The 26,733-nt window shown below is 68.2% G+C and carries 28 protein-coding genes and 2 pseudogenes; 19 read left to right on the forward strand and 11 right to left on the reverse strand.

Features of this window, described 5'->3' with window-relative positions; all coding sequences use genetic code 11:
- The 6 genes and pseudogenes from A9X00_RS32835 to A9X00_RS23595 all read right to left on the reverse strand — a co-directional run.
- Positions 1-133 (reverse strand): annotated as a pseudogene (locus A9X00_RS32835) (antitermination regulator); the annotation flags it as partial.
- A gap of 145 nt (positions 134-278) precedes the next feature.
- Positions 279-1,643, reverse strand: a complete 1,365-nt coding sequence (locus tag A9X00_RS23575) for a wax ester/triacylglycerol synthase domain-containing protein (protein WP_067158931.1) — start codon at positions 1,641-1,643, stop codon at positions 279-281.
- 117 nt (positions 1,644-1,760) lie between these two features.
- Positions 1,761-2,124 (reverse strand): annotated as a pseudogene (locus A9X00_RS23580) (carboxymuconolactone decarboxylase family protein).
- A gap of 6 nt (positions 2,125-2,130) precedes the next feature.
- On the reverse strand, positions 2,131-2,550 hold the full coding sequence (locus A9X00_RS23585) for a DUF302 domain-containing protein (RefSeq protein ID WP_067159016.1): 420 nt from the start codon (positions 2,548-2,550) through the stop codon (positions 2,131-2,133).
- A gap of 31 nt (positions 2,551-2,581) precedes the next feature.
- Positions 2,582-2,851, reverse strand: coding sequence for a metal-sensitive transcriptional regulator (locus A9X00_RS23590; protein ID WP_067158933.1), 270 nt, complete (start codon positions 2,849-2,851; stop codon positions 2,582-2,584).
- Positions 2,852-3,022: 171 nt separating this feature from the next.
- Positions 3,023-4,243 carry a CaiB/BaiF CoA-transferase family protein gene (locus A9X00_RS23595; protein ID WP_067158934.1) on the reverse strand — a complete coding sequence of 407 codons (1,221 nt, stop codon included), beginning with the start codon at positions 4,241-4,243 and terminating at the stop codon, positions 3,023-3,025.
- Between the two features lie 227 nt (positions 4,244-4,470).
- Between A9X00_RS23595 and A9X00_RS23600 the strand changes: the two genes are divergently transcribed.
- The 8 genes from A9X00_RS23600 (at position 4,471) to A9X00_RS23635 (ending at position 13,124) form a co-directional block, all read left to right on the forward strand.
- Positions 4,471-5,337, forward strand: coding sequence for a mycofactocin-coupled SDR family oxidoreductase (locus A9X00_RS23600; RefSeq protein ID WP_067158935.1), 867 nt, complete (start codon positions 4,471-4,473; stop codon positions 5,335-5,337).
- Positions 5,338-5,416: 79 nt separating this feature from the next.
- Entirely contained in the window at positions 5,417-6,355 is a 939-nt protein-coding gene (locus A9X00_RS23605; protein ID WP_082975464.1) for a thiamine pyrophosphate-dependent dehydrogenase E1 component subunit alpha, read from the forward strand.
- 4 nt (positions 6,356-6,359) lie between these two features.
- Positions 6,360-7,370 carry an alpha-ketoacid dehydrogenase subunit beta gene (locus A9X00_RS23610; protein ID WP_067158940.1) on the forward strand — a complete coding sequence of 337 codons (1,011 nt, stop codon included), beginning with the start codon at positions 6,360-6,362 and terminating at the stop codon, positions 7,368-7,370.
- Entirely contained in the window at positions 7,363-7,599 is a 237-nt protein-coding gene (locus A9X00_RS23615; protein WP_067158941.1) for a lipoyl domain-containing protein, read from the forward strand. Before A9X00_RS23610 ends, A9X00_RS23615 begins: the two co-directional genes overlap by 8 nt.
- A 17-nt stretch (positions 7,600-7,616) precedes the next feature.
- Positions 7,617-8,486, forward strand: a complete 870-nt coding sequence (locus tag A9X00_RS23620; protein WP_067158942.1) for an enoyl-CoA hydratase-related protein — start codon at positions 7,617-7,619, stop codon at positions 8,484-8,486.
- Between the two features lie 8 nt (positions 8,487-8,494).
- Positions 8,495-10,039, forward strand: a complete 1,545-nt coding sequence (locus A9X00_RS23625) for an acyl-CoA synthetase (protein ID WP_067158943.1) — start codon at positions 8,495-8,497, stop codon at positions 10,037-10,039.
- A gap of 14 nt (positions 10,040-10,053) precedes the next feature.
- Positions 10,054-11,427 (forward strand): SRPBCC family protein, encoded by a 1,374-nt coding sequence (locus tag A9X00_RS23630; RefSeq protein ID WP_067159023.1) that lies wholly within the window; start codon positions 10,054-10,056, stop codon positions 11,425-11,427.
- Entirely contained in the window at positions 11,424-13,124 is a 1,701-nt protein-coding gene (locus tag A9X00_RS23635; RefSeq protein WP_067158944.1) for an FAD-binding protein, read from the forward strand. Before A9X00_RS23630 ends, A9X00_RS23635 begins: the two co-directional genes overlap by 4 nt.
- A gap of 66 nt (positions 13,125-13,190) precedes the next feature.
- Here A9X00_RS23635 and A9X00_RS23640 read toward each other — a convergent pair whose 3' ends face one another.
- Entirely contained in the window at positions 13,191-14,027 is an 837-nt protein-coding gene (locus A9X00_RS23640; protein ID WP_067159026.1) for an enoyl-CoA hydratase-related protein, read from the reverse strand.
- Positions 14,028-14,181: 154 nt separating this feature from the next.
- Here A9X00_RS23640 and A9X00_RS23645 point away from each other — a divergent pair, with 154 nt between their 5' ends.
- The 3 genes from A9X00_RS23645 to A9X00_RS23655 are packed head-to-tail and all read left to right on the forward strand — an operon-like array spanning position 14,182 to position 16,093.
- Complete coding sequence (locus A9X00_RS23645) at positions 14,182-15,018, forward strand: SH3-like domain-containing protein (protein ID WP_067159031.1); 837 nt, start codon at positions 14,182-14,184, stop codon at positions 15,016-15,018.
- Positions 15,019-15,047: 29 nt separating this feature from the next.
- Complete coding sequence (gene scnC / locus A9X00_RS23650; protein ID WP_067158947.1) at positions 15,048-15,746, forward strand: thiocyanate hydrolase subunit gamma; 699 nt, start codon at positions 15,048-15,050, stop codon at positions 15,744-15,746.
- A gap of 2 nt (positions 15,747-15,748) precedes the next feature.
- Positions 15,749-16,093: a thiocyanate hydrolase gene (locus A9X00_RS23655; RefSeq protein ID WP_067158949.1), complete on the forward strand. Its 345-nt coding sequence runs from the start codon at positions 15,749-15,751 to the stop codon at positions 16,091-16,093.
- Positions 16,094-16,097: 4 nt separating this feature from the next.
- On the opposite strand, the gene A9X00_RS23660 is transcribed toward A9X00_RS23655, so the two are convergent.
- Entirely contained in the window at positions 16,098-16,643 is a 546-nt protein-coding gene (locus A9X00_RS23660) for a bifunctional 2-polyprenyl-6-hydroxyphenol methylase/3-demethylubiquinol 3-O-methyltransferase UbiG (protein ID WP_067159034.1), read from the reverse strand.
- Between A9X00_RS23660 and A9X00_RS23665 the strand changes: the two genes are divergently transcribed.
- The 4 genes from A9X00_RS23665 to A9X00_RS23680 all read left to right on the forward strand — a co-directional run bounded on the left by A9X00_RS23665 (position 16,642) and on the right by A9X00_RS23680 (position 19,367).
- Complete coding sequence (locus A9X00_RS23665; protein WP_156772257.1) at positions 16,642-17,274, forward strand: TetR/AcrR family transcriptional regulator; 633 nt, start codon at positions 16,642-16,644, stop codon at positions 17,272-17,274. The genes A9X00_RS23660 and A9X00_RS23665 overlap by 2 nt on opposite strands.
- Before the next feature lie 53 nt (positions 17,275-17,327).
- The gene (locus tag A9X00_RS23670) at positions 17,328-17,993 is read left to right on the forward strand and encodes a TetR/AcrR family transcriptional regulator (RefSeq protein WP_067158953.1); all 666 of its coding nucleotides are present in this window, start codon (positions 17,328-17,330) and stop codon (positions 17,991-17,993) included.
- Positions 17,994-18,093: 100 nt separating this feature from the next.
- A complete protein-coding gene (locus A9X00_RS23675) occupies positions 18,094-18,516 on the forward strand; it encodes a hypothetical protein (protein WP_197515246.1) in 423 nt (140 codons plus the stop codon).
- A gap of 182 nt (positions 18,517-18,698) precedes the next feature.
- Positions 18,699-19,367, forward strand: coding sequence for a cutinase family protein (locus A9X00_RS23680; protein ID WP_369830788.1), 669 nt, complete (start codon positions 18,699-18,701; stop codon positions 19,365-19,367).
- A gap of 86 nt (positions 19,368-19,453) precedes the next feature.
- On the opposite strand, the gene A9X00_RS23685 is transcribed toward A9X00_RS23680, so the two are convergent.
- From A9X00_RS23685 to A9X00_RS23695, 3 genes are all read right to left on the reverse strand, one after another.
- Entirely contained in the window at positions 19,454-20,101 is a 648-nt protein-coding gene (locus A9X00_RS23685) for a maleylpyruvate isomerase family mycothiol-dependent enzyme (protein WP_067158957.1), read from the reverse strand.
- Between the two features lie 77 nt (positions 20,102-20,178).
- The gene (locus tag A9X00_RS23690) at positions 20,179-20,562 is read right to left on the reverse strand and encodes a DUF5073 family protein (protein ID WP_067158959.1); all 384 of its coding nucleotides are present in this window, start codon (positions 20,560-20,562) and stop codon (positions 20,179-20,181) included.
- Positions 20,562-21,347: a heavy metal-binding domain-containing protein gene (locus A9X00_RS23695; protein WP_067158961.1), complete on the reverse strand. Its 786-nt coding sequence runs from the start codon at positions 21,345-21,347 to the stop codon at positions 20,562-20,564. The genes A9X00_RS23690 and A9X00_RS23695 overlap by 1 nt, the downstream gene beginning before the upstream one ends.
- A 144-nt stretch (positions 21,348-21,491) precedes the next feature.
- Between A9X00_RS23695 and A9X00_RS23700 the strand changes: the two genes are divergently transcribed.
- The 4 genes from A9X00_RS23700 (at position 21,492) to A9X00_RS23715 (ending at position 26,596) form a co-directional block, all read left to right on the forward strand.
- Positions 21,492-22,112: a TetR/AcrR family transcriptional regulator gene (locus tag A9X00_RS23700; RefSeq protein WP_197515247.1), complete on the forward strand. Its 621-nt coding sequence runs from the start codon at positions 21,492-21,494 to the stop codon at positions 22,110-22,112.
- Positions 22,109-23,254, forward strand: a complete 1,146-nt coding sequence (locus tag A9X00_RS23705) for a glycosyltransferase (RefSeq protein WP_082975465.1) — start codon at positions 22,109-22,111, stop codon at positions 23,252-23,254. Before A9X00_RS23700 ends, A9X00_RS23705 begins: the two co-directional genes overlap by 4 nt.
- A 121-nt stretch (positions 23,255-23,375) precedes the next feature.
- Complete coding sequence (locus A9X00_RS23710; RefSeq protein ID WP_067159043.1) at positions 23,376-24,074, forward strand: ABC transporter ATP-binding protein; 699 nt, start codon at positions 23,376-23,378, stop codon at positions 24,072-24,074.
- On the forward strand, positions 24,071-26,596 hold the full coding sequence (locus A9X00_RS23715; protein WP_067158964.1) for an FtsX-like permease family protein: 2,526 nt from the start codon (positions 24,071-24,073) through the stop codon (positions 26,594-26,596). Before A9X00_RS23710 ends, A9X00_RS23715 begins: the two co-directional genes overlap by 4 nt.
- Positions 26,597-26,733: the final 137 nt, after the last annotated feature.

Here is a 26,733-nt window from a genome sequence, read left to right on the forward strand (position 1 = left end):
CCACCTGTGACGGGCATCGGCGAAGTCCGATCAAGATTCCCCGCGCGGTGTCGAGAAGGCCGCCCGAGTTCGGGCCGTACGCCATCATTCTGTCGATACCTCCTGTTGCGCCCGAACGGAATCCGCCACGCATGGCGGCCAAAGAACCCGTGCGGTACGCATCGTCGCGCCTTGTCCCCTAGAAGGCGCCCTATGCCATGATTTGTGGATCGAAGGGCGTTGTGCCAGAGCAGCGCTGGAATCGATACCCGCTTGTGACCGATCCGGGATCGAGCGAATCAGCCTGCGAGAGCCAGTACTTCGTCGAAGCCGGCGACCAGGGCGTCGTAGAAGACGTCGAAATCCGGTATGGCAGTGGTGTCGACGTCGATGCCCAACGCGCACCTGTCGACATAGGTGAGCAGCGTGACGTTGACCGCCGAGCCGATGGTCGGACCGAAGGCGTACTGCGCGCGCACCGGCGCGCCGCCCAGGAATACCGGAACGGGTACACCCGGCACGTCGCTGGCGACGAAATCGACGTGACGCAGCACCGAGCCGATGTACCAGCGGGGCATCAGGTTGAGCACCCCGGCGATCCGCTGCGTATAGGGGACGGATTCCTCGTTGCGCACCGCGCCGGCGCGCTGATGGATTTCCTTGATCCGAGCAGCTGGGTCGGCCTCACCCGCGGGCACGTCGAAACGCATCAGCGTGATCCGGTTTCCACCCATGCCGTCGGCCTTGGTCCGCAGGCTGATCGGCATCGACAGATGCAGGTCGCCGACCTCGACGCCGTGCTTCTCGTGATACCGGCGCAGCCCACCGGCCACGCCCGAAACGAACGCGTCGTTGAGCGCACCACCGCACCGGTGCGCCGCCTCGCGCAGTTCCGGCATGGGCACCTCGTGCACCATCAGATGCCGGATCAGGCCGCGGTCGGTCACCAGTGAAGAGCCGGGCCGACTTATCGGTCGCATCATCCGGTAGACCGATCCCGCCATGGCCGCCGCGGATCGGGCCGTCGCGACGGGCCGGCGCACACCGCCGTAGACCAGCCGTGGTGCCGTTTTGGCCGCGCCGACAACGGCGTTCGCGAGCAGGCCGGCGTCGTAGCGCCAGGTGTCCCGGTAGCCGGCGACCCACGACGGCCTGGACGCCTCCGGCTCGGGCGGCAGCGGCTCGTGCTCATACAGGTCTTCGGAAAGGTTGAACAGGTTCATCGCGATCTGCACGCCGCCGATGCCGTCGGTGAGTGCATGGTGGAATTTGCAAATCATCGCCGCGCCACCGGTTTCCAGGCCGTCGATGAACGTCGTCTCCCAGAGCGCGCGGGCCCTGTCGAAGTCCTGCATCTCGGCCAATCGAGCCAGCTCGAGCACGTCGTCGAGCGTGCCGGCCCCCGGCGCCACACCGCGCCGGACGTGGTAGTCGAGGTCGAAGTCGGGGGCGTATTCCCAGCGGGGCGGGGCCGGGGGCGGAGAGGGCACCACCCGTTGCCGAAACATCGGGAGCTTGCGGCTGATCAGGTCGAAACGTTCGCGCACCTCGTCCCAGTCCGGGGACCGATCCAGCAGCACGACACTGACCACGGTCGATCGCAGCCGCGGATCGGTTTCCATCGCCCACGTGAACGCGTCGCTGTTGCGTAGAAATGCCGTCATGGTGTGCTCCGGGCCTAAACCTACGACCGGGGGCGGCAAAGGTCAGCACATCATTGGCAGCCAATGACTTTGGTCCCTCGACATCGGGCCATTCGTCAAGGCGTTAACGCCGCGAAATCATGTCCCCGGCTCGGCGTCGGCGAATTCGCAGAAGGCCGTGTAGGCCCGAGCGCCGTAAATGGTCGGCCGGCCCACCATGCATGAGGATGGTGACGCCGATGGCCTCCGCGGCCTCCTCCGGGGTGGCTCCCGCACGGGCGGCCGCCTGCGCATGCGACGCGATGCACCCGTCGCAGCCCTGGACGACCCCGATCGCCAGCGCCATCAGCTCTTTGACCTTGTGGCTCAGCGCCCCATCGGCCAGGGCAGCACCGCTCAGGGCCGCGAACCCCTTGTACACCTCGGGGATTTGCTTACGCAGCTCGCGGTGCTGGGGCAGCAGCTCCTGCAGGACGTCGTGATGATGATGTTGGTCTGACATGTCGGCCTACTCCGCGCTCACCGGCGAAGCGCTCTCGAGTGACCCGATCGCGGCTCGCAGCCGCTCCCCGACCTCTTCGGCGACCGGACGCAGCTCCGGCTCACCGGTGACCTCGACCAGCAGTCCGGGATTCATCGCCTCGACGAGCACCGTGCCGGCTTCCTGCGGGTCGGCGCGCACGACGACGTTGCACGGCAGCAGCAGGCCGATCTGGCGATTCGCCTCCACGGCGCGATGCGCCAGCGGCGGGTTGCAGGCGCCGAGGATCAGGTAGTCCTCCATGTCCTGCCCGAGCTTGGCCTTCATCGTGGCCTTCACGTCGATTTCGGTGAGCACGCCAAAGCCCTGCTCCGCCAGCGCCTCACGGGTACGCGCGACCGCGTCCTCGAAAGAGGTGCGCAGCGGCGTTGCAATCGCGATGTCCATCATGACTCCTTCCATTAGTGCCCGAAAACGCTCAGGCGAGCGCCAAGAACAGCTTCTCCAGCTCGGCCTCGCTCAGCGGCGCGGCGCCGTCGGCGGTGCTGCCCGTGACGCACTCCTTCAAGCCGGTCGCGACGATCTTGAACCCGGCGCGATCGAGGGCGCGCGAGACCGCCGCGAGCTGAGTGACGACGTCCTTGCAGTCGCGGCCCTGCTCGATCATCGAGATCACGCCGGCCAGCTGGCCCTGGGCGCGGCGCAACCGGTTGAGCACCGCGGCGATGCTGTCTTGATCGCCAATCATCTTGCATCCTCCGTCTCCCCGTGCCCGCTACCCACGCGGTACCCCAGGGGGTATTGATCGGTCCAAGCCGAATATACCCCACAGGGTATGGATTGTCACCCTAGACATCGAGCCGGAAGGACTCCACGGTGGCGACGGCCAACGCCCGGAAGGCCACCGAGGCTCCGGGCCTCAGAGGATGGCCCCGAGGTCCTTCGCCCGGGCGATGTCGTGCCAGTCGACGTCGAGCTCGAGCAGGATCTCCTCGGTGTGCTGCCCGTGTTCCGGGGCGCGGGCGGGCGCCGGCGGGGTCTCGTCGAATTGGACGGGCGCCGCGACGATCCGGTATTTCTCGCCGTGGTCGTCGACGTTGGTCACGACGTACCCGTTTGGTTCGACCTGCGGGTCGTTGAGGGTCTCCCGCGGCGTCGCGAGGGCGCCCCACACCCCCGGTTCGTCCGCGAGCACCGTTCGCCAGTGCGCAAGATCGTTGCGGGCGAACGCGTTCGCGAAGATCTCGGTCGCCGCGGCCGCGTTGGCGATCAGGTTGCTCGACGGCACAAAGCGTTCGTCGGTGGCCAACTCGCCCAGGCCCATCCGTTCACAGAAGCCGGCCCAGAACTTGTCCGGCTGCAGGAAGACCAGCTGAATCCACCTGCCGTCCTTGGTCTTGTACCGGTTCACCAGCGGATTGATGGCCAGCCCGGGCGGGGCGCCCGGAATGCCGTCGATGTCGAAGAAGTCGGCCGCCGAGATCGACGGCGCGATCGCCCACATCGCCTGCGCCAGCAGCGAAGAATCCACGATCGTCGGTTCGCCGGTGCGCTCCCGGTGAAACAACGCGGCACACACCCCGCCGGCCAGCGTCGCGCCACCCTGCAGGTCACCGAACCCGGGGCCCTGGACAGCCGGCGTGTCGGTGCCGAAGGGCGTCAACGTGTATGCCACCCCACCGCGCGCCAAGTAGGTGGCGGCGTCGAACCCGCCGCGATCGCGGTCCGGACCGCGGACCCCGAGCCCGGTGCCTCGCGCGATGATGATCTTCGGGTTGAACCCGCGGATGTCCTCGACGGTGAGCCGAGCCCGCTCCAGCGCGCCGGGCAGCCAGTTGGTCAGAAACACGTCCGCGCTGGCCAGCAAGCGGCCGAACAGGTCGCGGCCCACCTCGGACTTGATGTCGATGGCGATGCTGCGCTTGCCGCGATTGCCCAACTCGAGGATGAAGTCGGCGTCCGGGCGGGCCGCTTCGCGGGTGAAACCACCGACCACGAGCGCGCGACCGGGATCCCCAGCGGTGACGCCTTCCACCTTGATCACGTCGGCGCCCCAGTCCGACAGGGCCGCCCCGGCCGACGGCACGTAGGTCCACGACGCCAACTCGACCACACGGACACCGCTGAGTACCCGGGACAAGTCAGCTGCCTTTCTTGCTATTTTAAGTATTCTAGCTAGTCTCAGGGATATCGACAGCCCGGCTGCGGCCACGCGCGGTTTTCGTGGAACAGATGCGATGGGGCCGACCATTGGTCCGATCCCGCCCCGCGATGCGGTGAGTACGCGCCCCTCGAGCTCTTTGGTTACGAATAGCTTTGGCCCCCAACGAGGGTCGCTGGTTTAGGCTCCGCGGCAAAGGACGGGACATGGGCAGGGTGACGGGCAAGGTGGCCTTGATCAGCGGGGCCGCGCGCGGGCAGGGGCGTTCGCATACGCGGCTGCTGGCCGCGGAGGGGGCCGACATCATCGCGGTGGACATCTGCGCGGACATCGAAACCAACGAGTATCCGCTGGCCCGGCCGGAGGACCTCGACGAGACGGCGCGGCTGGTCGAGAAGGAGGGGCAGCGCGCGCACACGGCGATCGTCGATGTGCGCGACCGGGTGGCCCTGGCCGCCGCGATCGATCAGGGTGTGGCCGAGTTCGGCCACCTCGACATCGTGGTGGCCAACGCCGGCATCTGCCCGCTCACCGCGGGCCTTCCGCCCCAGGCATTCGCCGACGCCGTCGACGTCGACCTGCTCGGGGTCCTCAACCTGGTGCACGCGAGCCTCAAACATCTGCACGCCGGGGCGTCCATCATCGTGATCGGGTCCAACGCGGCATTCATGTCGTCGCTGAACACCGGCGGCGGCGTGTCCGGAGGTCCCGGAGGGGCCGGCTACGCTTTCGCGAAACTGGCTGCGGCGCACTATGTCCACGACTTCGCCCTGGCGCTCGCGCCGTTCAGCATCCGGATGAACGCGGTGCATCCGACGAATGTCAACACCGACATGCTGCACAGCGCGCCGATGTACCGCGCGTTCCGGCCGGACCTGCCCGAACCCAAGCGCGAGGACGCCGAACCCGTCTTCCCGGTGGTCCAGGCGATGCCCATCCCCTACGTCGAACCCGAGGACATCAGCGAGGCCGTGTTGTTCCTCGCCTCGGACGCGGCGCGCTACGTCACCGGCCAGCAGCTCCGCGTCGACGGGGGCGGCTTCCTGAAGGTCAAACCGTGGTCGGGCGGGTGAGGTTGATGCCGCCAGTCATCCTGCCGCGCAACGAAAGTGGAGGCTCGTGGTGAGCGTTGAGCGTCACCTCTACGAACTCATGGTCCTGATGAAGGCGGCCGACGACCGGCTTTCCAAGGGCATCGGCACCGGCGAGTTCATGTGCGTGTACTGGCCGTCGCGCGGCCAGGAGGCCATCGCCGCCGCGATGGGGGTGTCGCTGCGACCCGACGACCAGCTGGTGACGACGTACCGCGGGCTGCACGACCTGATCGGCAAGGGCGTCCCGCTCGAGGAGATCTACGGGGAAATGATGGGACGCACCGTCGGCGCGAGCCGCGGAAAGGGCGGCACCATGCACATCGCCAACCCCGCCAAGGGCGTCATGCTCTCGACCGGGATCGTCGGCGCCGGACCGCCGGTGGCCGTGGGGCTGGCGATGGCCGGCAAACGCAAGGGCCTCGACCGCGTGACGGTGGTCAGCTTCGGCGACGGCGCCACCAACACCGGCTCGTTCCACGAGGCCGCCAACATGGCCGCGCTGTGGGACCTGCCGCTGGTGTTCATGTGCCAGAACAACCTGTTCGCCGAGATGACGCCGACCTCGGACACGATGAAGCTCGAGCACGTCGCCCAACGGGCGGCCGGCTACGGCATCCCGGGGGTGCGCGTCGACGGCAACGACCCGCTGGCGGTGAAATCGGCCCTGGACGAGGCGCTGCGGCGGGCCCGCGCCGGCGCGGGTCCCACGTTCATCGAGTGCGTGACCTTCCGCTTCCGCGGCCACTACTTCGGCGACCGGATGCCCTACATCCCCAAGGAGCAACTGGCCGCGGCCATGGCGGCCGACCCGGTGCCGCGGTTCCGCAACCACCTCGCCGAAGCCGGCATCTGCGACGCAGACGAGCTCGACCGCATCGACCAGCAGGCGTCGGCGACGGTGGAGAACGCGCTGGCCACAGTCATGGCCGCCGAGCCACCCTCGATCGACGAACTCGACCACGACGTGTACGCGACCCCGATCAGGTACCCGGTGTAAACCCATGGACGACAAAGAGATGACGATGCGCGAGGCGCTGAACCTCGCGCTCGACGAGGCGCTCGCGGCCGACGACCGGGTGTTCCTGCTCGGGGAGGACATCGCCGATCCCGGCGCCTCGGGACCGACGGCCGGGCTGTCGACCAAGTACGGCCACGAACGGGTGCTGGACACGCCCATCTCCGAGGCCGCGATCGTCGGCGCCGCGATCGGTGCCGCGATCGACGGGATGCTGCCGGTCGCCGAGATCATGATCATGGACTTCATCGGCATCGCCGCCGACCAGCTGATCAACAACGCCGCCAAATTGCGGTTCATGACGGCCGGGCGGACGACGGCGCCGATCACCATCCGCACCCAGGTCTACGCCGGGCTGGCCACCGGCGCCACGCACTCGCAGAGCCTGGAGGCCTGGTTCATGCACATCCCCGGCATGAAGGTGATCGTGCCGTCCACCCCACGCGACGGGAAAGGCCTTCTCACATCGGCGATCTTCGACGAGGACCCCTGCCTGTTCATCGAGACGATCCGGCTGCAGGGCAAGAAGGGTCCCGTTCCCGTCGAACCCGGCTTCTCGATCCCCCTCGGCCAGGCCGACATCAAGCGGCCCGGCACCGACGTGACGCTGATCGCCTACGGCCGGCCCGTGCACGACGCGCTCGCGGCGGCCGACACCCTGGCCGAGCAGGGCGTCAGCGCCGAGGTCGTCGACCTGCGCACGCTGGTGCCGCTGGACGTCGAAACCCTCGTCGAATCCGCTCGCCGCACACGGAGAGTCGTCGTGGTGCACGACGCGGTCCAATTCGCCGGCCCGGGGGCCGAGATCGCCGCCACCCTGCAGTCGGAGTTGTTCGGCGAGCTGGCCGCGCCCATCGAGCGGGTCGCCGCCCGGTTCGTCCCCAACCCGGCCGCCGCGGCGCTCGAGGCGCAGGTGTACCCGTCGCCGGCGCGCATCGTTGCCGCGGCGCTCGCTACGTACCGGGGCGCCCTCGACCGGGCCAAAGTGCATGGCTGACTTCGTCATTCGCATTCCGCGCGTGTCGGTGGCCGTCTCGGAGGCCGAGCTGACCGGCCTCCTCGTCGACGCAGGCGAGCGCGTGGAGGAGGGCACACCGATCTATGTGATCGCCACCGAAAAGGTGGAACAGGAAATCGAGGCCGGTGCCTCGGGCATCGTGCAGTGGACCGGACAGGTCGGGACCACCTACGACATCGGCGCCGAAATCGGCGTCATCACGTCATAAGAAAGGGACGCAAACAGATGGATCTCAACGAGACCCGCGAAAGAATCGTCTACGAAAAGGAAGGCCCGATCGCCCGCGTCACGCTCAACTGGCCGGAGAAGGCGAACGCCCAGGACCAGAAGCTGGCCGAAGAAGTCGACGCAGCGCTGCTGGACGCGGACCGCGACTACGACATCAAGGTGCTGATCCTGAAGGCCAACGGCAAGGGCTTCTGCTCCGGGCACGCGATCGGCAACAACGCGGTCGACTACCCGGATTTTGCCACCGCCGCAGGGGTCATGGGCACACCGTGGAAGCCGCAGACCGACCTGTTCGTCAAGCCGATATTGAACCTCTGGGAGTTCTCCAAGCCGACGATCGCGGCCGTGCACGGCTATTGCGTCGGCGGGGGCACCCATTACGGGCTGACCACCGACATCGTGATCGCCGCCGAGGACGCGTACTTCTCCTACCCGCCGCTGCAGGGCTTCGGCATGCCGTCGGGTGAATGCTCCATCGAGCCATGGGTTTTCATGAACTGGCGCCGCGCAGCCTACTACCTCTACCTCGCCGAGGTCATCGACGCCAAGCGGGCGCTGGAGGTGGGGCTGGTCAACGAGGTCGTTCCGAACGACCAACTGGAGGCGCGGGCCAACGCGATCGCCCGCCACATCGCCCAGGCGCCGCTGACGACGCTGCTGGCCACGAAGGCCAACCTCAAGCGGGCATGGGAGCTGATGGGCATGCGGGTGCACTGGCAGAGCTCCAACGACCTGGTCGCGCTCGCGTCGATCAGCAAGGACGTGCAGCAGCTGATCCAGACGGTCTTCAAGGACAAGGTGCTGCCGTCCGAGCAGGCCCGGCGCCAGGCGGCGGCAGCCCAGACCGACGGCGCCGCAACCACATAGGCCCGCTGGTGAACATCGCCGACCACGCGAGCACCGCCGCCGAATCGCCGGCCCTGCTCGTCGCGGACGGGCGCACCATTTCGTACGGCGAGCTGTACGAAAAGAGCCAACGCGTCGCGGCCACCCTTCATCAGGCTGGGCTGCGGCGCGGCGACGGTGTGGCCCTGGTGCTGCCGAACCGGCCCGAGTTCTTCGAAATCACCTGGGGCTGCCAGCTTTCCGGGCTCTACTACACCGCCGTGAACACCCACTTCACCCCCGAAGAGGTCGCCTACGTCATCGACGACTCCGACGCCAAGGCGGTGTTCGTCGACGCGTCAGAGGCTTCCGGGGGTGACCTCGCCGAACACGTCCGCGCGGCCAACGCACGCGTCGGGATCCATGTGGCCGTCGGGGGCGCACTGCCGGGATGGCGTTCATACGACGACGCGCTGGCGGCGGCGGGCGACGCTCCGCCGCTGTCGGACGGGTCGGAAATGCTGTACTCGTCGGGCACCACGGGACGGCCCAAGGCGGTCCGGCGGTCGCTGCCGACCGACGGCAACGGGTCGTGGGCCCAGTCGGTGCTGGAGCTGGCGCTGATCCACAAGTACGGCATGGACTCCTCCAGCGTGTACCTCTCCCCCGCGCCGCTGTATCACGCCGCCGGGGTGAACTACACCATGGCGGTGCACCGCGTCGGCGCCGCCTCGATCCTGATGCGCAAGTTCGACGCCGAGGCCGTGCTGCGATTGATCGAGACCCACCGCGTCACCCACGCCCAGTTCGTGCCGACGATGTTCGTGCGCATGCTCAAGCTGCCCGAGGCGGTGCGGCGCAAGTATGACGTCTCGAGCCTCGAATGCGTGATCCACGCCGCGGCCCCGTGCCCGGTGGACGTCAAGCACCGGATGATGGACTGGTTCGGCCCGATTATCCACGAATATTACGGGGGCACGGAGGGATTCGCGGGCACGACGATCGGCCCCGAGGAGTGGCTCGCCCACCCCGGATCGGTCGGCAAGCCGTTCAGCCCCGTTCATGTGGTCGGCGATGACGGGGTCGAGCTTCCGGTGGGCCAGTCCGGCGAGTTGTTCTTCGAGGGCGGGCCCGAATTCGAGTACTTCAAGGATCCCGCCAAGACGGCGTCGGTCTCCAACGAGCGGGGCTGGCGGTCGCTCGGCGACATGGGCTACGTCGACGAAGACGGATACCTCTACCTCACCGACCGCTCGACGTTCATGATCGTTTCGGGCGGGGTGAACATCTACCCGCAGGAGGCGGAGAACCTGTTGATCATGCATCCCAAGCTCGTAGACGCGGCGGTGTTCGGCGTGCCCAACGACGAGTTCGGGGAGGAGGTCAAGGCCGTCGTGCAGCCGGCCGACGGCGTCACGCCCGGGCCCGACCTCGAGGCGGAGCTCATCGCGTACTGCCGGGCCCACCTGGCGGGCTATAAATGCCCGCGCACAGTCGAATTCGAAGCGGAGCTGCCCCGCGACCCGAACGGGAAGCTGTACAAGAGGCGCATCCGCGAACGCTACTGGCAAGGGCGGGCATCGCGGATCGTATGAACGAGGGAACGGACATGGTGACTACCGAAAGCACCCACACCGACGTGAACTGGACACCCCTACCCGTGCCGTGGGCGGTTCAGCGGCCCGACCGGATCCCCAAGCAGCGGTACTACGACCCGGAGTTCTACGCCCTCGAAAACGAGCTGCTCTGGCCACGCGTGTGGCAGATGGCCTGCCGCCTCGAGGAGATCCCCAAGGCCGGCGACTACGTCGAGTACGAGATCCTGGACGAATCGATCATCGTCGTCCGGCTGGACGCCGAAAACGTACGCGCCTACCACAACGCCTGCCGCCACCGCGGGGTAAAGCTGGTGGAGGGCAACGGAAACCGCCGCACCTTCGTCTGCCCCTTCCACGGCTGGTGCTGGGCCATCGACGGGCGCAACACCTTCGTCCTGCGGCCCGAGGAGTTCGCCGAGGAAAACCTGAGCCCGGACGACCTGCAACTCGTCCCGGTCAGATGCGAGCTCTGGGGCGGATGCGCGTGGATCAACCTCGACGACAACGCACCACCCCTGCGCGACTGCTTCGAGCCGTTCGCGTCGATCTATGACGCCTGGAAGGTCGAGTCGCTGCGCGTCGAATGGTGGCAGGCGTGCCGGCTTCCGGTGAACTGGAAGCTGGCGACGGCCGCCTTCATGGAGGGCTACCACGTCCCGCAGACCCACCCGCAGTTGCTGCCGTCCTCCATGCCCGCCACGTCGAAACCGCCGGGGCTGGCCCGGACGAACCTGTACTTCATGCGCACCCTCGGCGAGGGCATGGCCGGGATGACCCACGAAAACGACGTTCGCATCGCCGAGGGCCTGCAGACCATGGAGTTGCCGGCCGACCCGGCCGCGGCGATGGCCGCCTGGCGGGCCGCGCTCAACGACGCCATCGTCAACTGGCACCGCGCCCGGGGCTGCGACATGCCGGACCTCAACGAGCTGGAGCGGCGCGGCATCACCGAAGCGATCAACTTCGCGTTCCCGCACTACTTTCTGCTGCCGCAATACAGCAGCGCCTCGTCATACCGGATCCGTCCGCTCGGCCCGGAGGAGACGCTGTTCGAGATCTGGTCGCTCACCCGCATCCCGCCGGACCAGGCTACCGACAAACCCACCCCACCGGAGCCCATGGCGCCCGACGACCCGCGCTGGCCGCCCATCCCCGCCCAGGATTTCTCCAACCTGCCGCGTCAGCAGAAAGGCCTGCACTCCAAGGGGTTTGAATTCATGCGGCTGTCGGACCGGATCGAAGGGCTGATCTCGAACTTCGAACGGGTCATCGACGGCTTCCTGGCCGGCCTGCCCTACGACGTGCTAGTACCCGCGATCCAGAAGACCAACACCACCATCGACGTGCCGATCGCCGACCTGGGTTTCGGCTCGGAGGGGCGATGACCACCCGCTGGGACCGCTCCGTCGACCTGCTCATCGCGGGCAGCGGCGGTGGCGGCATGGTGGCCGGCCTGGCAGCGATCGACTGCGGCCTCGAACCGCTGATCCTCGAGAAGCAGGCGCTGGTCGGGGGCTCGACGGGCCTGTCGGGCGGCATCGTGTGGCTGCCCAACAACCCGCTGATGCGGGCCGAGGGCATCGCCGACTCGCACGAGGACGGGATGGCCTACCTGGCCGACGTGGTGGGCGACATCGGCGCCCCCTCCTCGCCCGCGCGCCGCGAGATGTTTCTCACCGCGGGCTACGAAATGATCAATTTCCTGATCCGCAAGGGCGTTCGGCTCATCCGTTGCGCCGGATGGAGCGACTACTACCCGAATCACAAGGGCGGCAACGAGTCCGGGCGCGCCATCGAGGGCATCCCCTTCGATGCCGCGCAGCTGGGCGATTGGAGCGACAAGGTGCAGCCGCCGCTGGCCAAGAACTATGGATTCGTGGTCCTGACCAACGAATTGCGTTCGGTCCAGTACTACAACCGGTCGCCGCGCGCGTTCGCCGTGGCGACCCGGGTGTTCCTGCGGACCGCGGCCGCGCGCGCTCGCCGCCGGCAGATCCTCACCAACGGCGCCTCGCTGATCGCCCAGATGCTCAAGGCGCTCATCGATCTCAGCGACGGGCAACCCCCGCTGTGGATCAACGCCGCGGTGGAGGACCTCATCGTCGAAGACGGCCGCGTCGTCGGGGCGCGGGTTTCCCGCGGCGGCGTGCCGCTGAACGTGGAGGCGCGCAAGGGGGTCTTGCTGGCGGCCGGTGGATTCGGCCACAACAAGGAGATGCGCCGCCAATACAGCGGCGATCAACCCAACGAGGCGCAGTGGTCGATCGCCAACGCCGGGGACACCGGCGAGGTGCTGCAGGCCGCCATGCGGCTGGGCGCCAAGACCGACCTACTCGACGAAGCCTGGTGGCTGCCTTCGGTTTTCATCAAGGACGGCGGTGCCGCGGCCGCCTCGCTCGGCTCGGGCCGGCAACGGCCCGGCGCCATCTACGTCGACGCGACCGGCCGGCGATTCTGCAACGAGTCGAACTCCTACGTCGAGGTCGGCAAGGCGATGTACGCCAACAAGGCGGTCCCCTGCTGGATGATCTTCGACGACGGGTACGTGCGCAGGTATGTCACCAGCACCAACCCGCTCAAGCGCAACCAGAACCTGCCGCCCCAGCTCATCGAGAACGGCGCGGTCAAACGCGGCGACACCATCGCCGACCTCGCCCGCCAGATCGACCTGCCCGCCGACGAATTGGCGCAAACCATCCAACGGTTCAACCGATTCGCCGCCAAGGGCCTCGACCCCGACTTCGGGCGCGGTCAGTCGGCCTACAACGACTGCCTCGGCGATCCCGGCTACCGGCCCAACGCCGCCGTCGGGCCGCTCGACCGCGCGCCCTACTACGCCACCAGGGTCTTCCCGGCGGACGTCGGGACATGCGGGGGCGTCGTCACCAACGAGCACGCACAGGTCCTCGACGAGCAGGACCTGGTGATCGAGGGCCTCTACGCCACCGGCAACACCACCGCGACGGTGATGGGCCGCACGTATCCCGGCGCGGGCGCCAGCATCGCCAGCTCGATGGTGTTCGGGTACGTGGCCGCGAGGCACGCCGCCGGGCGCCGGATCGCCGGCGAGAACGCCCGCTAAGTCCCGCGAGCAGACGCAGAATCGCACCATGCCGTGGCGAAATGCGCGATTCTGCGTCTGCTCGCGCTAGGAACTCTCGTCGCGGCCGACGAAATCCCTTGGCTTCATGCCGGATTGCATGAGTTCGGCCCGGCGGGCCTGCACGTCGGAGGCGGCGCCCACCATGTTCGTCAAAATGTGGCTGACCTGGAGGTGGACCCGCATTCCCATCAATTCCCAGGCCCGCTTCACGTTGTTCTTGACCGCCATCAGCGTCGTCAACGGGATCTGGGCGATCCTGCGCGCCATCTCCTCGACGGTGCGTTCCAGGTCTTCGCGCGGCACCACCTTGTTGAGCAGACCCCAGTCGAGCGCTTCCTGCGCCGAGAGGGTGGGCGCCAGCAGCAGCCAGTCCATGGTGCGATGCCAGTTCATCAGCAACCACGGCTCGATCATGGTGTGTCCGCCGGGCTCGCCGAGGCTTTGGGCAAGCGGCATCTGGAAATACGCGTCCTCGGACGCGACACAGAAATCGGTCAGCAGGCCGAGATAAATCCCACCGCCCATGCAATAGCCGTGGATCGCCGAGATCGTCGGCTTGGGAAACTCCCACAGATAGAGCGTGGGCCACAGAAACAGGTCGGCGGTCCCCTTGTACAGGTCCTCGAACGTGTTCCCGAAGTCCGGGTAGGGGTTCTCGTCCGGGCCCCAGCGCGCCACGTGTCCGCCGCAGAAGCCCTTGCCGTTGGCCTTGATGATGACGACCTTGATCTCTTTGTCGCGGTCGGCCTCGTGTAGGCAGTCGTCGACTTCGGTGACCAATACCGCGTCCTTGGTGTTGGCCTTGTCGACCCGATTCAGGATGATCCGCGCAATCGGCGGTTCGCGTTCATAGATGATCGCTTCGAGCACGCGCCGCTCCATCTCGGTGACATTACCGGACGCCCACATACCGGAATTCGCTTAGCGGTTGCGTTAAGTTCACGGCGGGAGTGAAGTGTATTTGGCGGCTCTGGACCGTGCCGCGGGGGAATCAAAGGCGGCCGCTTACATCCTGACGACGAAGGGAGCCCTGCTCATGACTCCTGTGGACCGGGAAGCCCAGCTGGACTTGGTAGCCCGGCTCAAGTCCTCCTATCCCGAACTCCCGGACGCGCCCACCCCCGATCTCATCGATCACGCGCGCTTCAGCGCCTACACCAAGACCCCGCACGATGTCGGAGGCGAGCCCGATGCGCCCCTGGAATTCGAGAACAAGCAGTACGAGGCCTGGGAAGAGAACACCTACGTCACGTGTGAGGTTCTCGGTTGGCGCGGCATCTGGCTGTCCGAAGAGCGACGCCGAATCGGCAACGTCGACGTGGGCCGCGCGATCTATCTCGGGCTGCCGTATTACGGGCGCTGGCTATTGGCCGTAGCGCGCATCCTCGTCGAGAAACACCACATCGGGCTGAGCGAGCTGGCGGAGCGCATGGCCGAGGTCAAGGCGCGCTACGAGGGCGGCCTGCAGGGAAAACCGTTGGAGGCCAAGCCAAGGTTCGAAGGGGATCCCGACGGGGTCAGACGCAATTCGCACCACACGCACGCGGTCGGTATAGGCGACCCGCAGGTATATGCGGGACGGGCCGGGGACCCGAAGTTCAAGGTCGGCGACAAGGTGGTGGTGCGGGAGCTTCCCGCGCTGTTCTATACCCGCACCCAGGAATACGTGCGAGGCGCGACGGGCGAGATCGCGAAAGTCTCCTATGAAAGCCCCGCCGCCGAGGACGAGACGTGGGACGGGCCTGATCAAAAGCCCGAGTGGTTTTACATCGTTCGCTTCAATCTGTCCCAGCTGTGGCACGGCTACACCGGTCCCGGCAATGACACGCTGCAGACCGAGATCCCCGAGCGGTGGCTCGAAGCGGCGGGCTAGCTTTCGCTCACGGACCGAAAGGACTTCGTATGACCGATCACGACCACGATCGCACCGCCGCACCCATGGTGGATGAAGTCACCGACTTCGAAGTCCTCGAGATCGCCCTTCGCGAATTATGTATCGAGAAGGGGATTTTCACCGCCGAGGATCATCGGCGCTTCACCGAATTCGCCGAACAGATCGGCCCCGCTCCCGGCGCTCGCCTGGTGGCTCGGGCCTGGCTGGATCCAGACTTCAAGAAGCTGGTGCTTGCGGATCCGCTCGCCGCCAGCAAGGAAGTCGGGGTCGACTGGCTGGAACCCACGGGTTTCGGAACACCGAGTGACTTCACCGCTTTTCAGGTCCTGGAAGACACCGAAACCCTGCATCACGTCATCGTCTGCACGCTGTGTTCCTGTTATCCGCGTCCGATCCTCGGCAACTCGCCCGAGTGGTACCGCACCCCGAACTATCGGCGCCGCATCGTGCGCTGGCCGCGCCAGGTGCTCGCGGAATTCGGGCTGTACCTGCCGGAGGAGGTCGAGATCCGGGTGGAGGATTCCAACCAGAAGCACCGCTTCATGGTGATGCCCGTCCGCCCAGACGGAACCGACGGCTGGACGGAGGACCAGCTGGTCGAAATCATCACGCGCGATTGCCTGATCGGTGTCGCGCTGCCCAAGCCCGGCGTGACGACCAATGCGATCACCCAGACCCGCCCCGCCATCCACCCCGTAGGTCAGTAAGCATGAGCACTCCGCAGATCGCTCCCCTGGCGAAAATCGTTGAACGCAACCAGGTCTGGAGCCGCATGGCGGCCGACTACGGGGTTGACAACCCGGTGCCGCCCTGGAAGAGCAGCCTCGACGGCATTTGCGACGCGCTCGATCAAAGCGCCTGCGGCCCAGACATACTCGATTTCGTCGACCGCCGCAACGAAGAGGACGCCCTATCGGCAACCGTGTACACCGACCTGCCGTACCCGGAGAACCGGCTGGTAGCGCTGGCGCACTCGCTCGTCGTGCGCGGCGTCATCGGCGAGGCCGAACTGGAGGAGCGCCTGGCCGCGGTGCGAGCCAGGCTGGAAGCTTGACCGCTCAGCGGCGAGCCAACAGCCACGCGTGACCGTCGCCCTCGCCGACGTCGAGGAGGTCGAGTCCGGCGAAGGCGGCGGGCAGCTCGCCCGGCGCGGCGCGGAACGGTCCCGGCGCGGCACCGACCTCGCTCAGCGCGGCGACGGCCAGCAGCCCGCCCGGCGCCAGGCGCTCGATGATCGCCCCATCCAGGCGGCGGTCCCGGAAGTTTTGGCACAGGATGACGTCGACGGGCGGCCCGGCGGGCAGCCCGCCGTCCAGGTCGAAGACGTCGAAGCGACAGCGGTCTCCGACGCCGGCGAGCCGGGCCAACTCGCGCGCCTGCTCGATGGCGACCGGGGAGACGTCGCACCCCCAGACGTCCAGGCCGCGGCGGCCCAGCCACACCGCGCCGCGTCCCTGCCCACACGCGAGGTCCAGGGCGCGTCCCGACGTCGGAAACAGCTCGGCGTGGCGCGCGACGAAGCCGGGCGGCCCGACCTCGCCCACCGGAGGTGGCCCGCCCGTGGCATACCGCTCGTCCCAGCGACGCCGGTCGTCGTCGGCCATGGGCGCCACCCTAGATTGCGCACCGCGTTTCTACACTGGACCGGTGTCTAGCGAGGCGGCTTCTCCGACCGACGCCGGGACGGGCCGCCGCTCCGACCGCCGGCCGGCGCAGACGATCCGCAAGGTCCTCGACGCCGGGCTGGAGGAGCTGCGCGAATCGTCGTACGCGACCCTGACGATGCGCGCGGTCGCGACCCGCGCGGGCGTGTCCCCGGCCAGCGCATACACGTACTTTCCGTCGAAGAGCGCGCTGGTGGCGGCGGTGTACCTGCGCTTCCTGCGGGACCTGCCGCTGCACACCGACGTCAACGACACCACCCAGGCGCGGGTCAGCGCGACCCTGCGCGACATGGCGCTGATGGTCGCCGACGAGCCCGAGCTGGCGACCGCGTGCGGCGCGGCGCTGATGGCCGACGATCCCGCGGTCAAGCCGCTGCGGGAGCAGATCGGCGAAGAGGTGTCCAGGCGGATCGCGGCGGCGCTGGGTCCCGGGTGGCCGCGCGCGGTGAAGTCCGCGCTGCAGATGACGTTTGCCGGGGCCCTCCTGACGGCCCGGTTCGTCAGCTACGAAGAGATTGCGGGGCAGCTCGACGAGGCCGTCGGCCTCATCCTGAAAGCGTCCGCCGCCTAAAGGCCAGTGGCCCAATCGGATCGTTATTATCCAGCTGTGAGGATCGGCTGAGCGTGCGCAGTCACGGCTGGGCAGGGAACGCGCCCGCCTCCGATGAGGAGGCGATCGAGCGCATCCTGGATGCCGCGGACCGGATCATCGACGAGCGCGGCCAGGCCATGGGAATCGCCGACGTGGCACGGGCCCTGGGCGTGACGCGCCAGACCGTGTACCGCTACTTCCCCGGCACGCAGGCGTTGCTGGTGGCGACGGCGATGCGCTCGGCCGACGGGTTTCTCGATCGCCTGGCGACCCAGCTCGAGGGCGTAACCGACCCGGTGGTGGCGATGACGGAGGGCATGGCCTTCGCCATCGAGCAGCTGGCGTCGGACAATCAGCTCGCGTTCGTGTTGCGCCACCGCGGCGGGCAGGGCGTCCCCATCATCTCCGATACCGCGTTGGCGTTCGGGCGTTCGATGCTGCATCGCTTCGACATCGATTGGCAGCACTACGGTTTCGACGAAGCCGGACTCGACGAACTGAACGAATTCAGCCTGCGGGTGCTGCACTCCTTCCTCGCCGACCCGGGCCGCCCGCCGCGCAGCGGCGCCGACCTGCGGCGCTATCTCACCCGCTGGATCGGGCCCGCGATCGCCTATCCACAGCTGGTGCACACCATGGACGCGCTTCGGGGAGCCGAGCCGGTGCGAGCGCGCGGGCGCCCGTCAAGGGCGTCCTGATACCGCCCAAGCGAACCGACGTTGACGACCGACGAAGGGAGGGGACGTGGTGGGGCTGGGACAACTCGCACTGAACAGTGCGCCTGTTTTCGGTGGGCTGATGCTCGCTGTTGCGGCCGGTCAATTCAGGGGGCCGGACTATCGAGAGCTCATCAAACAGGACATGGACCTGCTGGAGCGACTCCCCCCGGAGGCGGTCGCGCGACGCGCCGAGCTGCGGCGCAGCATCGACGAACGCATCGACGACCTGGTCGAGGTGGCCGACAGGAATCGCGCGCTGCGCAAGGCCGCGCTGACCTACCGGGGTAATTGGCGGGACGTGGTGCTCTTGCTCTGCGTGGTGCTGTTCACCATCATCTGGTGGGAAGTCGACCACAGCCGGGGCAATTGGCTGCCGATGTTCGTCTTGCTGATCCTGCTGTCGGTGGTCACCGCCGCCTACGCGTTCCGCGGTGTGCTGCGCGCTGCCCGTTCACTGGTGCACAGGAAGGACATTCGGGACCGCGCCGACGGATCGACTTGATCACATCTCATCCCCCGTTCGACGTGCCTACGGCACGCGTACATCGACCGTTCCGGTGCGCCTGGTAGCGCGCTGACCTGCGATATCTCCGGATCGCCGAGTCGTTGGGTGCCGCCCGGATGTCCCGCCGCCGCCCGGCGCTCGCCGAGCAGCCGTCATGACGTTGTGACAAAATTTTCTCCGTGCCGCTTCCTCCCCTCGCCCGCGTCATTTGTGCTGCGGTGGCGCCGATTTGGGCGCTGCTGGCCGCTCCCGTTCCCTCCGCATCCGCCGAGCCGTGCCCCGATGTCGAGGTGGTATTTGCCCGAGGTACCACCGAGCCTCCCGGCGTGGGCCGGGTCGGGCAGGACTTCGTCGATACGCTGCGCTCGCGCGTCGGCACCCGATCGCTCGGCGTGTACCCGGTCAACTACCCGGCCACCACGGACTTCCCCACCGCGATCGACGGCATCACCGACGCCGGCCACCACGTCGAGTCGATGGCGGCGAACTGCCCCCGAACCAAGATGGTGCTGGGCGGATACTCCCAGGGCGCGGCGGTGATGGGCTTCGTCACCGCGAACCGGGTCCCGGACGGGGCGAACCTCGCGCAGCCGCCCCAGCCGATGCCGCCCGACGTCGCCAACCACGTCGCCGCCGTCGCCCTCTTCGGCAAGCCGTCGACCCAGTTCATGAGCATCATCAACGAGCCCCCGGTCACGGTCGGTCCGCTGTACGAGCCGAAGACGATCGAGTTGTGCGTGCCCAACGACCCCGTCTGTTCGGGGTCGGGCTTCCCGGCCGCGCACCGGCAATACGTCGAGGCGGGGATGGTCGATCAGGCCGCCGATTTCGCGGCTGGCCGGCTCTAGTCGATGGGCGCTGGGTGCCGCCCATCGCGGCGCCCGCACCGGCCGGAACCGCTTGCGGCACACCCGAACCCAAGGCGAATGAAAAGTCAGCCGGAAGCGCATCGGGCGCGCAGCGTCGGGACGCCCGGGCCGGTCAGGTCATCGCAATAGGCCCGGCGCCCGGCCATCGCCATCGTCAACGCGAGCGTCGTCCCGGTGACCAGCGGGCCGGCGCCGGTCGCGAAGGAACCGTCGGTCGCCTCCAGCCGCAGACCCTCGATGGCGCTGCGGCTGCGTACCGCAAAGTCCCGTCGCGCATAGAACTCCGCCACCGGGGCGACGACGTCCACCGGCGGCGTGCGCTCGAGCCCGAGGGGCCGCCGGATGTCTTGGGCGTGCACGACCACCTCCCCCAGCCATGCGGCGGTCGGTCCTAGTGGCGCGGTGGTGCTGGTGATGACGCGCCGGAACCGCGCGAGTGTCTCGGCGGGTGTCGCCCCTCTGTGCTGGGCCAGCCGCCGCTCGTTGTGCAGGTCGAAGTCGAATCGAGCGCCCAGGGCACTGGCGAACCAGCGCAGCGGGCCGGTGCTCGCGGCGGCCGTGAGGTGGGCTACCACCTCCTCGATGACCCACCGCCCACACAGCGATGGTTGCGCCCATTGCGCGTCGTCGAGCCCGGCGAGATCGTCGGCGAGCGCGGCGCGTTCCGCGTGGGCCGCCGACCAGAGGCCGTCGCGGATGGCACCTTCGGACATGTACGCCTCCAATTCACGGCGGGGATGACGCCGGTGTAGACCGCCGCCGGGCCCCAAAGTCATCGGCCCGCCGAGACTCAGAAGCGGGGACCGCCCCCCGTGTCGAGGGCTTCGAGCGCCGCGTCGATGTTGGGGATGATCGTCGGGCCGTACCCGCTCACCAGGTGCGCGAGCGCCCGCGCGATGTGCGGACCGACGGCGGCGGCGGCGAGGACGTCCTCGGCAATGGCCACGCCACCGACCACATGGGCGGCGCGGAGCCGGCCGTCAGGGGTCACTTCGTAGCGCCAGTCACCGATCTGAACACGCTCGGGCTGCGACCGGAACACGCCCCGCCGCGCCGGCGTGACGAGCACGCCGGGAACGGCGCCGAACACCTTGACGACCAGGGCGACGCCGCCGGGGCCGGATAAGGCCGTCCCGATGGCGTGGCTGACCCGCTCCTGATCGAGGCCCGTCATCAGTCACTCAGCGGCAGGACGAACGACGGCGTCAGGGTCTGCGGCTCGCCGCTGCGACGCACCGCCGTCCCCGCCACGTAGAACTCCACCGTGTGATGTCCCCACGCGTAGTTCGAGATGGCGAAATGGACCCCGACAATGCCGTTCGCGCCGTCGCGCTCGGCCTCGCTCTGCATCCGCGACATCGCCAGCTCCCGGGATTGGTAGCTGCCCTGCGTCCACTGCGGCATCTCGGCGTTGCGTCCCGCCTGCTTCAGCATCTGCATAAACCCTTGCACCGCAACGTGAAACACGCAGTTGCCCATCACGAACGCGACCGGGGCGAATCCGGACCGCAGCAGCGTGGTCAGGTCCTGGCCGGAAAGGTGGCTGGTGAAGGCCTGCCCGTTGGGGCGCCGAAATGCGCCGGGCTTCGCGGTGTAGCGCACTGCCGTGCCGACCGCGATGAACTCGAGGTGCTCGCCCTCCCCCTGATGGCGCCAGTCCAGGCGAACGCCCACCACGCCGTCCGCGCCCAGCGAATCGGCCTCGGCCTGCATCCGCGACATCGCATTCCAGCGTGCGCGGTACGTCGCCTCGGTGAGCACCGGCAGCTCGGACTGCTGCCTGATGCCGGTGAACTGATAGCCCACGTGATAGACCGACACGCCCATCACCAGCTCGATCGGTTCGAACCCCGCGCCGTGCAGCAGGGCGAATTCGTTGATCGACAGATCGGTCGTGAACACCTTGCCTGCGTGCGACAGCCGTTCGCTGGCGACTGGGTCGAGCGGGTTCGGTTGCATTGTCTTCAGACCCTCCTCCGGTTCGGAGGACAGCGTAGCCCGGCGACGGCCGCGCCGACGGCTAGCGAACGGTGTCACCGACCCGATTTTTTATGTCCATCGCCGTGGACACCAAAACCATAATTGGCGTACATTCGGATGGACATGAAAAAGCGGCAGTACGAGATGCGGGCGCGGGGGGAAGCGAAAGCTGCCACGCGCGAAGCCGTCATCAACGCGGCCATCGACACCTTCACGGCCGAGCGTTCGTTCTCCGTCACTCTGGGTCCCGTCGCCGAGCGGGCCGGCGTCACGGTGAAGACGATCCTGCGGCACTTCGGCAGCCGGGAGGCGCTCATCGAGGCCGCGTGGTCACGGGTGTTCGGGGAGGCGGTCGCGGAGCGGTCGGCGCTGCCGGGCGATCGGGACGCGTCGCTGGCGGCACTGATCGTTCACTACGAGCGTCGCGGCCCCATGATTCTGGGCGTGCTCGCCGAGGAGGACGAAGATCCGCGCGCACAACACATGTGCGACGCCGGCCGGGTCGCGCATCGTGCGTGGGTGGAAGAGGTTTTCGAGGCATGCCTGCCACGGGAGCGCGAAGACCGTTGCCGCCTGATCGACGCCTTGGTAGTAGCGACCGACGTCTACGCGTGGAAGCTGCTCCGCCTCGACCGGGGTTTGTCGGTCGACGAGGTCCACGACCGGATGCAGCTGATGACCGAGGCGATTTTGGCGGCGGCCACCGCGGCGCCGCGGAGCGCGATCGAGGGGAGGTCGCCGTGAGGATCTTGTTCGTTGCGGTGGACGGCGGCGGAAACATGCCTCCGCAGTTGGCGATCGCTCGTGCGCTGCGAGGTCGCGGCGCGCGGGTGTCCTTCCTCGGCCATGAGGGGGTGCGCGCACAGGTCGAGGCGGCTGGTTTTGCCTTCGAATCGTTCGGCACCGGACACCATTTCGATCCGAGGGTCAGGCGGTCGTTGTTCGCCATGATGGCCGACTTCGCCAAGACCGCGATGGACCGCGAACTCGGCCGGTGTGCGGTGGATGTCGCACGGCGGCAGGGCGCCTCCGCGATCGTTGTCGACGTCATCCTGACGGCCGGGATTTCCGAGGCGCTGAAGGCCGACATCCCGACCGTCGTGTGCGTGCATTGCTTTTACCGTGGCATGCAGGACCTGGCCTCGAGCCCGATCGGGTGGTTGCAACGGCTAAGGGGCACCCCGCCGCTGGGTGCGGAGCGAAGCGACGCGCTGCAGATCGTCACGGCACGGGCCGACCTCGACCCCGTGCGCGGCGCTCCGCCCGTTCACCACACCGGGGTCGCGTGGCAGGGTGTTCCGAAAGCGGCTGCGGTGCAGCCGATCCCGCGTGTTCTCGTCAGCCTGAGCACCTGCGCGTTCGCCGGTCAGCGACGCATGCTGCAGAACATCCTCGACGCGGTCGGCCCGTTGCCGGTGCAAGCGACGGTCACGGTCGGGCCGGGGATTGACGCGGCGGGGTTGCGCGTTCCCGACAACGCATCGCTGCATGCCTGGCTTGACCACGACGAGGTCCTCGCCACCGCATCGCTGGTGGTCGGACACGGTGGTCACAGCACCACGATGCGCGCCTTGTCCTTCGGCGTCCCCGTGATCGTGATGCCGGCAAACACCCTGATCGACCAGCGACGCGTCGGCGCGGCGGTTCGCGACGTCGGCGCCGGTCTGCTGCTGAGAAAACACGCCCGACCGGACCGCATCCGGGCGGCAATCCAGACGGTGCTGACGGACCCGAGCTACCGACGGGCCGCCGCCCGGCTCGGGGCGCAGATCCGTGAGCGCGACGGGGCCGAACTCGCCGCGGATCTGATCAGCGAATTCATCAGTGCCAAGCAGCAACCGAAGCCCCTCGACGGTGGCGGCCCCAGATCGGCTTGTGCGTCTTAGCGGCCGACCGCCCAAAGACGGTGATCCCCGGATGAACCGAACCCGTATGGAGCTCGTTATCTGAAGTACCGGCGCTATTGGGGTGCGGCGTGAGCGCGGGAGGATCATGTTTCCACGGGTGCTGACCATCGAGCTGCGCGACGTGGTGCGCGAATACCGGGTGGGCGGTCAATCCGTGCGCGCCCTCGACGAGATCAGCCTGCGCCTGGAGGGCGGGCACTTCATTTCGGTCGTCGGGCCGTCGGGCGCCGGCAAGAGCACCCTGCTGCATCTGCTGGGCGCCCTGGACTCCCCCGATTCGGGGTCGATCGAATTCGACGGCGACGAGATCGGCCGCCTCAGCGACGAGCAGCAGTCGGAGTTTCGCCACCATCGCGTCGGCTTCATATTTCAGTTCTTCAACCTTCTGCCGACGCTGTCGGCGTGGGAGAACGTCGCGGTGCCGAAGCTGCTCGACGGCGTGCGGCTCGGCAAGGCCAAACCGGACGCGATACGGCTGTTGGAGCGCGTCGGCCTCGGCAACCGGACCGAGCACCGGCCCGCGGAGCTGTCCGGCGGCCAGATGCAGCGGGTCGCCGTCGCGCGCGCGTTGATGATGGATCCCCCGCTGATCCTCGCCGACGAACCGACCGGGAACCTCGACTCCGCAACGGGCGGGTCGATCCTGTCGCTGCTCGGCGAGGTGGCCCACGAACCGGGCCGCGGCCGGCTGGTGGTGATGGTGACCCACAACTCGGAGGCCGCGGCCGCGACGGACCGGGTCATCACGCTGCAGGACGGCCGCGTCGGCGCCGATCAGCGCGCGGGGGTCATGGTGTGACGCCGGCGTCGGGGATCGCCGCCGCGGCGAGCCGGCTGCGCCTGTTCAGCCTGCGCGAACTCGCGGTACATCGCCGGCGCACCAGCGCTTCCGTCGCCGTAATGGCGGTGTCCGCAATGTATCTGGTCGCGGTGTTCGGCATCTTCGGCTCGATCAGCGGATCGGTCAATCGCCTCGCCGACGGCATCGCGGGGATCGCCGCGTTGGAGGTGTCGGGCATCACCGACGCGGGCTTCCCCGAAACGATCGCCGCCGACGTCGCCGCGGTGCCCGGGGTCGCGACCGCGGCGCCGATGATCCGGACGACGGCGTCCACATCGTCGGGCCCGGTCCTGTTGTTCGGCGCCGACGAGCGCCTGGCCGCCCTGGGCGGCGCCCTCAAGGACGCGTTGAAAGGCGGGTCGCCGGGAGCGCTGGGAAACCCGTCCGGCCCAAGGGGCCCGGCGGACGCGGTTCGTGTCGGACCGGGTGTCGGCCGCGCCAAGGGGGACACGTTCCAACTGGGGTCCCGGTCGGTGACCGTCGGCGAGGTCCTCGCGGGCAAGCACGTCGCCGCGCTCAACGGCGGGCACTACGTCCTTGCCCCACTTGCCTTGGCGCAGAACATCACCGGCCGCGACGGCCAGCTCGACTCCATCCTGATCACCACCAAACCCGGCGCCGATCTTGCTAAGGTCCGCGCCGCGATCACCACCGCCGTGAACGGCCGAGCCATCGTCGCCGACCCCAGCATGCGGGCCACCCGCGCCGGCGACGGCGTCAAGCTGATGAACTACATGGCCCTGATGGGCGCGATGGTCGCCCTGATGGTCGGCGCCTTCCTGATCTACACGACCATGACCATGGCGATCAGCCAACGGCGGCCGGTCATTTCGATGCTGCGCGCAATCGGCGGCCGTCGGGCCACCATCGTCCGCGACATGCTCGCGGAGGCCGCGATCCTCGGGATCATCGGCGGGGCGCTCGGCTCGTCCCTCGGGATTCTCTTGGGCCGCATCGCGATTGGTCGACTGCCACCGGCCATGACGCAGGGACTGGAGGCCCGCATCGAATACTGGCTGCCCGGCTACGCAATACCGGCCGCCGTCGCGGCGACCGCCCTTACCAGCGTCGTGGCGTCGGCGATGGCCGCGCGTCAGGTGTACAAGGTCGCACCTATCGAGGCGCTGGCGCCCGTCGGGGTTTCGGCCGCGGACCGCGTGCCGCGATGGCTTCGCATCGCGAGCGGGATTGGCGCCCTCGTGGTCTTCGCCGTCTCCATCGCCGTCGTCGTCGACCAGCGGGGCGTCCTCGCGTTCGTCGCGATGGCGGCGGTGTTCTCCGCCGAGATAGCGCTTGGGTTCGCGCTCAGCGCGCCCATCGTCAACGCCACCGCCGCGGCGGCACGGGGGTTCGGCTCCGTCGGGGCGCTTGCGGCTGCGACCATCGAGCGGGCGCCGCGACGGGTGTGGGCGACGGTGATGACGGTGCTCATCGCGGTGGTCACCACCGTCACCATCACGGGCACCAACGCCGACATGATCCGTTCGGCTCGGGGCATCTTCGCGCCGGTCGCCGGCGTCCCGGTCTGGGTGAGCGCGAACTCCCCCGACAGCTACCCCACAGATGCTCTGCCGCAAGGCCTTTCGGAGAAGGTGGCCGCCTTGCCGGGCGTCCGGCACGTCACCGAGGGCGCGCTCGGGTTCGCCGAAGTCGGCGGCACCCGGGTAATGCTCGACGGCTTCTCCGCCGGTACGGCCGATCCGCTGTACCGCGCGCTCGACCCGCGGATCCGCGACCAGGTGCTCGCCGGCCGGGGCGTGGTGCTCTCGCAGAACCTCGGCACGACGCTGCACGTTCACGCCGGCGGGCAATTGCGGATGCAGACACCGCACGGCGTGCGGCAGACAACGGTGCTAGCCCTGGTGCCGTACTTCTCGACGGTCATCGGCACGGTCGGGATGGGCATCGACCAACTGCGCGGGTGGTTCGACCGCCCCATCACGACCACGTTGGAGATCGCCGCTGCTCCCGGCGCCGACGCCGGCCGCCTCCTCGCCGACGTGCGCCGAGCGGTGCCCGGGCCGAACTACGTGTACGACGGTCGCACGAAGCTGGCCGGGCTTCAGGCCCCGATGCACCAGAGCATGTTCATCGCGAACGCCGTATGGATCATCGTCGTGTTGGTGGCCGCGGTCGCGCTGCTCAACACGCTGACGCTCTCGGTGCTGGAACGGCGCCGCGAACTCGGCGTGCTGCGCGCGATGGGATCCAGCCGGCGGTTCACGCTGCGGATGGTGCTGGCCGAGGCGACCGGCATCGGCGTCGTCGGCGGCGCGCTGGGGCTGGTGTTCGGGTTGGCCGACCAATGGCTGTTCAGCCTGGTCAGCGGTGACATGATGAACTTCCAGGTCACCTTCCGGCCCAGCTGGATGGCGGGCGCGTTCACGCTCGGCGCGCTGGCGATCAGCCTGCTCGGCTCGGTCCCGCCGGCGCGGCGCGCGGCACGGCTCAACATCATCGACGCCGTCAGCGTCGAGTAGCCGGTCCTTAGTTCGCGGGCACTCCCCTCCGATGCCCGCGGACGATCAGAAGCCGAGCGGAAGAAGCGCGGTGAACACCGGCGCCAGCGGATCCGTGACCGGAAGCGCGAAAGAACTGTTCAAGAACGGGGCAACCG

Origin of the sequence: Mycobacterium sp. 1245805.9, from assembly GCF_001672915.1 — a bacterium.
GTDB lineage: Bacteria > Actinomycetota > Actinomycetes > Mycobacteriales > Mycobacteriaceae > Mycobacterium.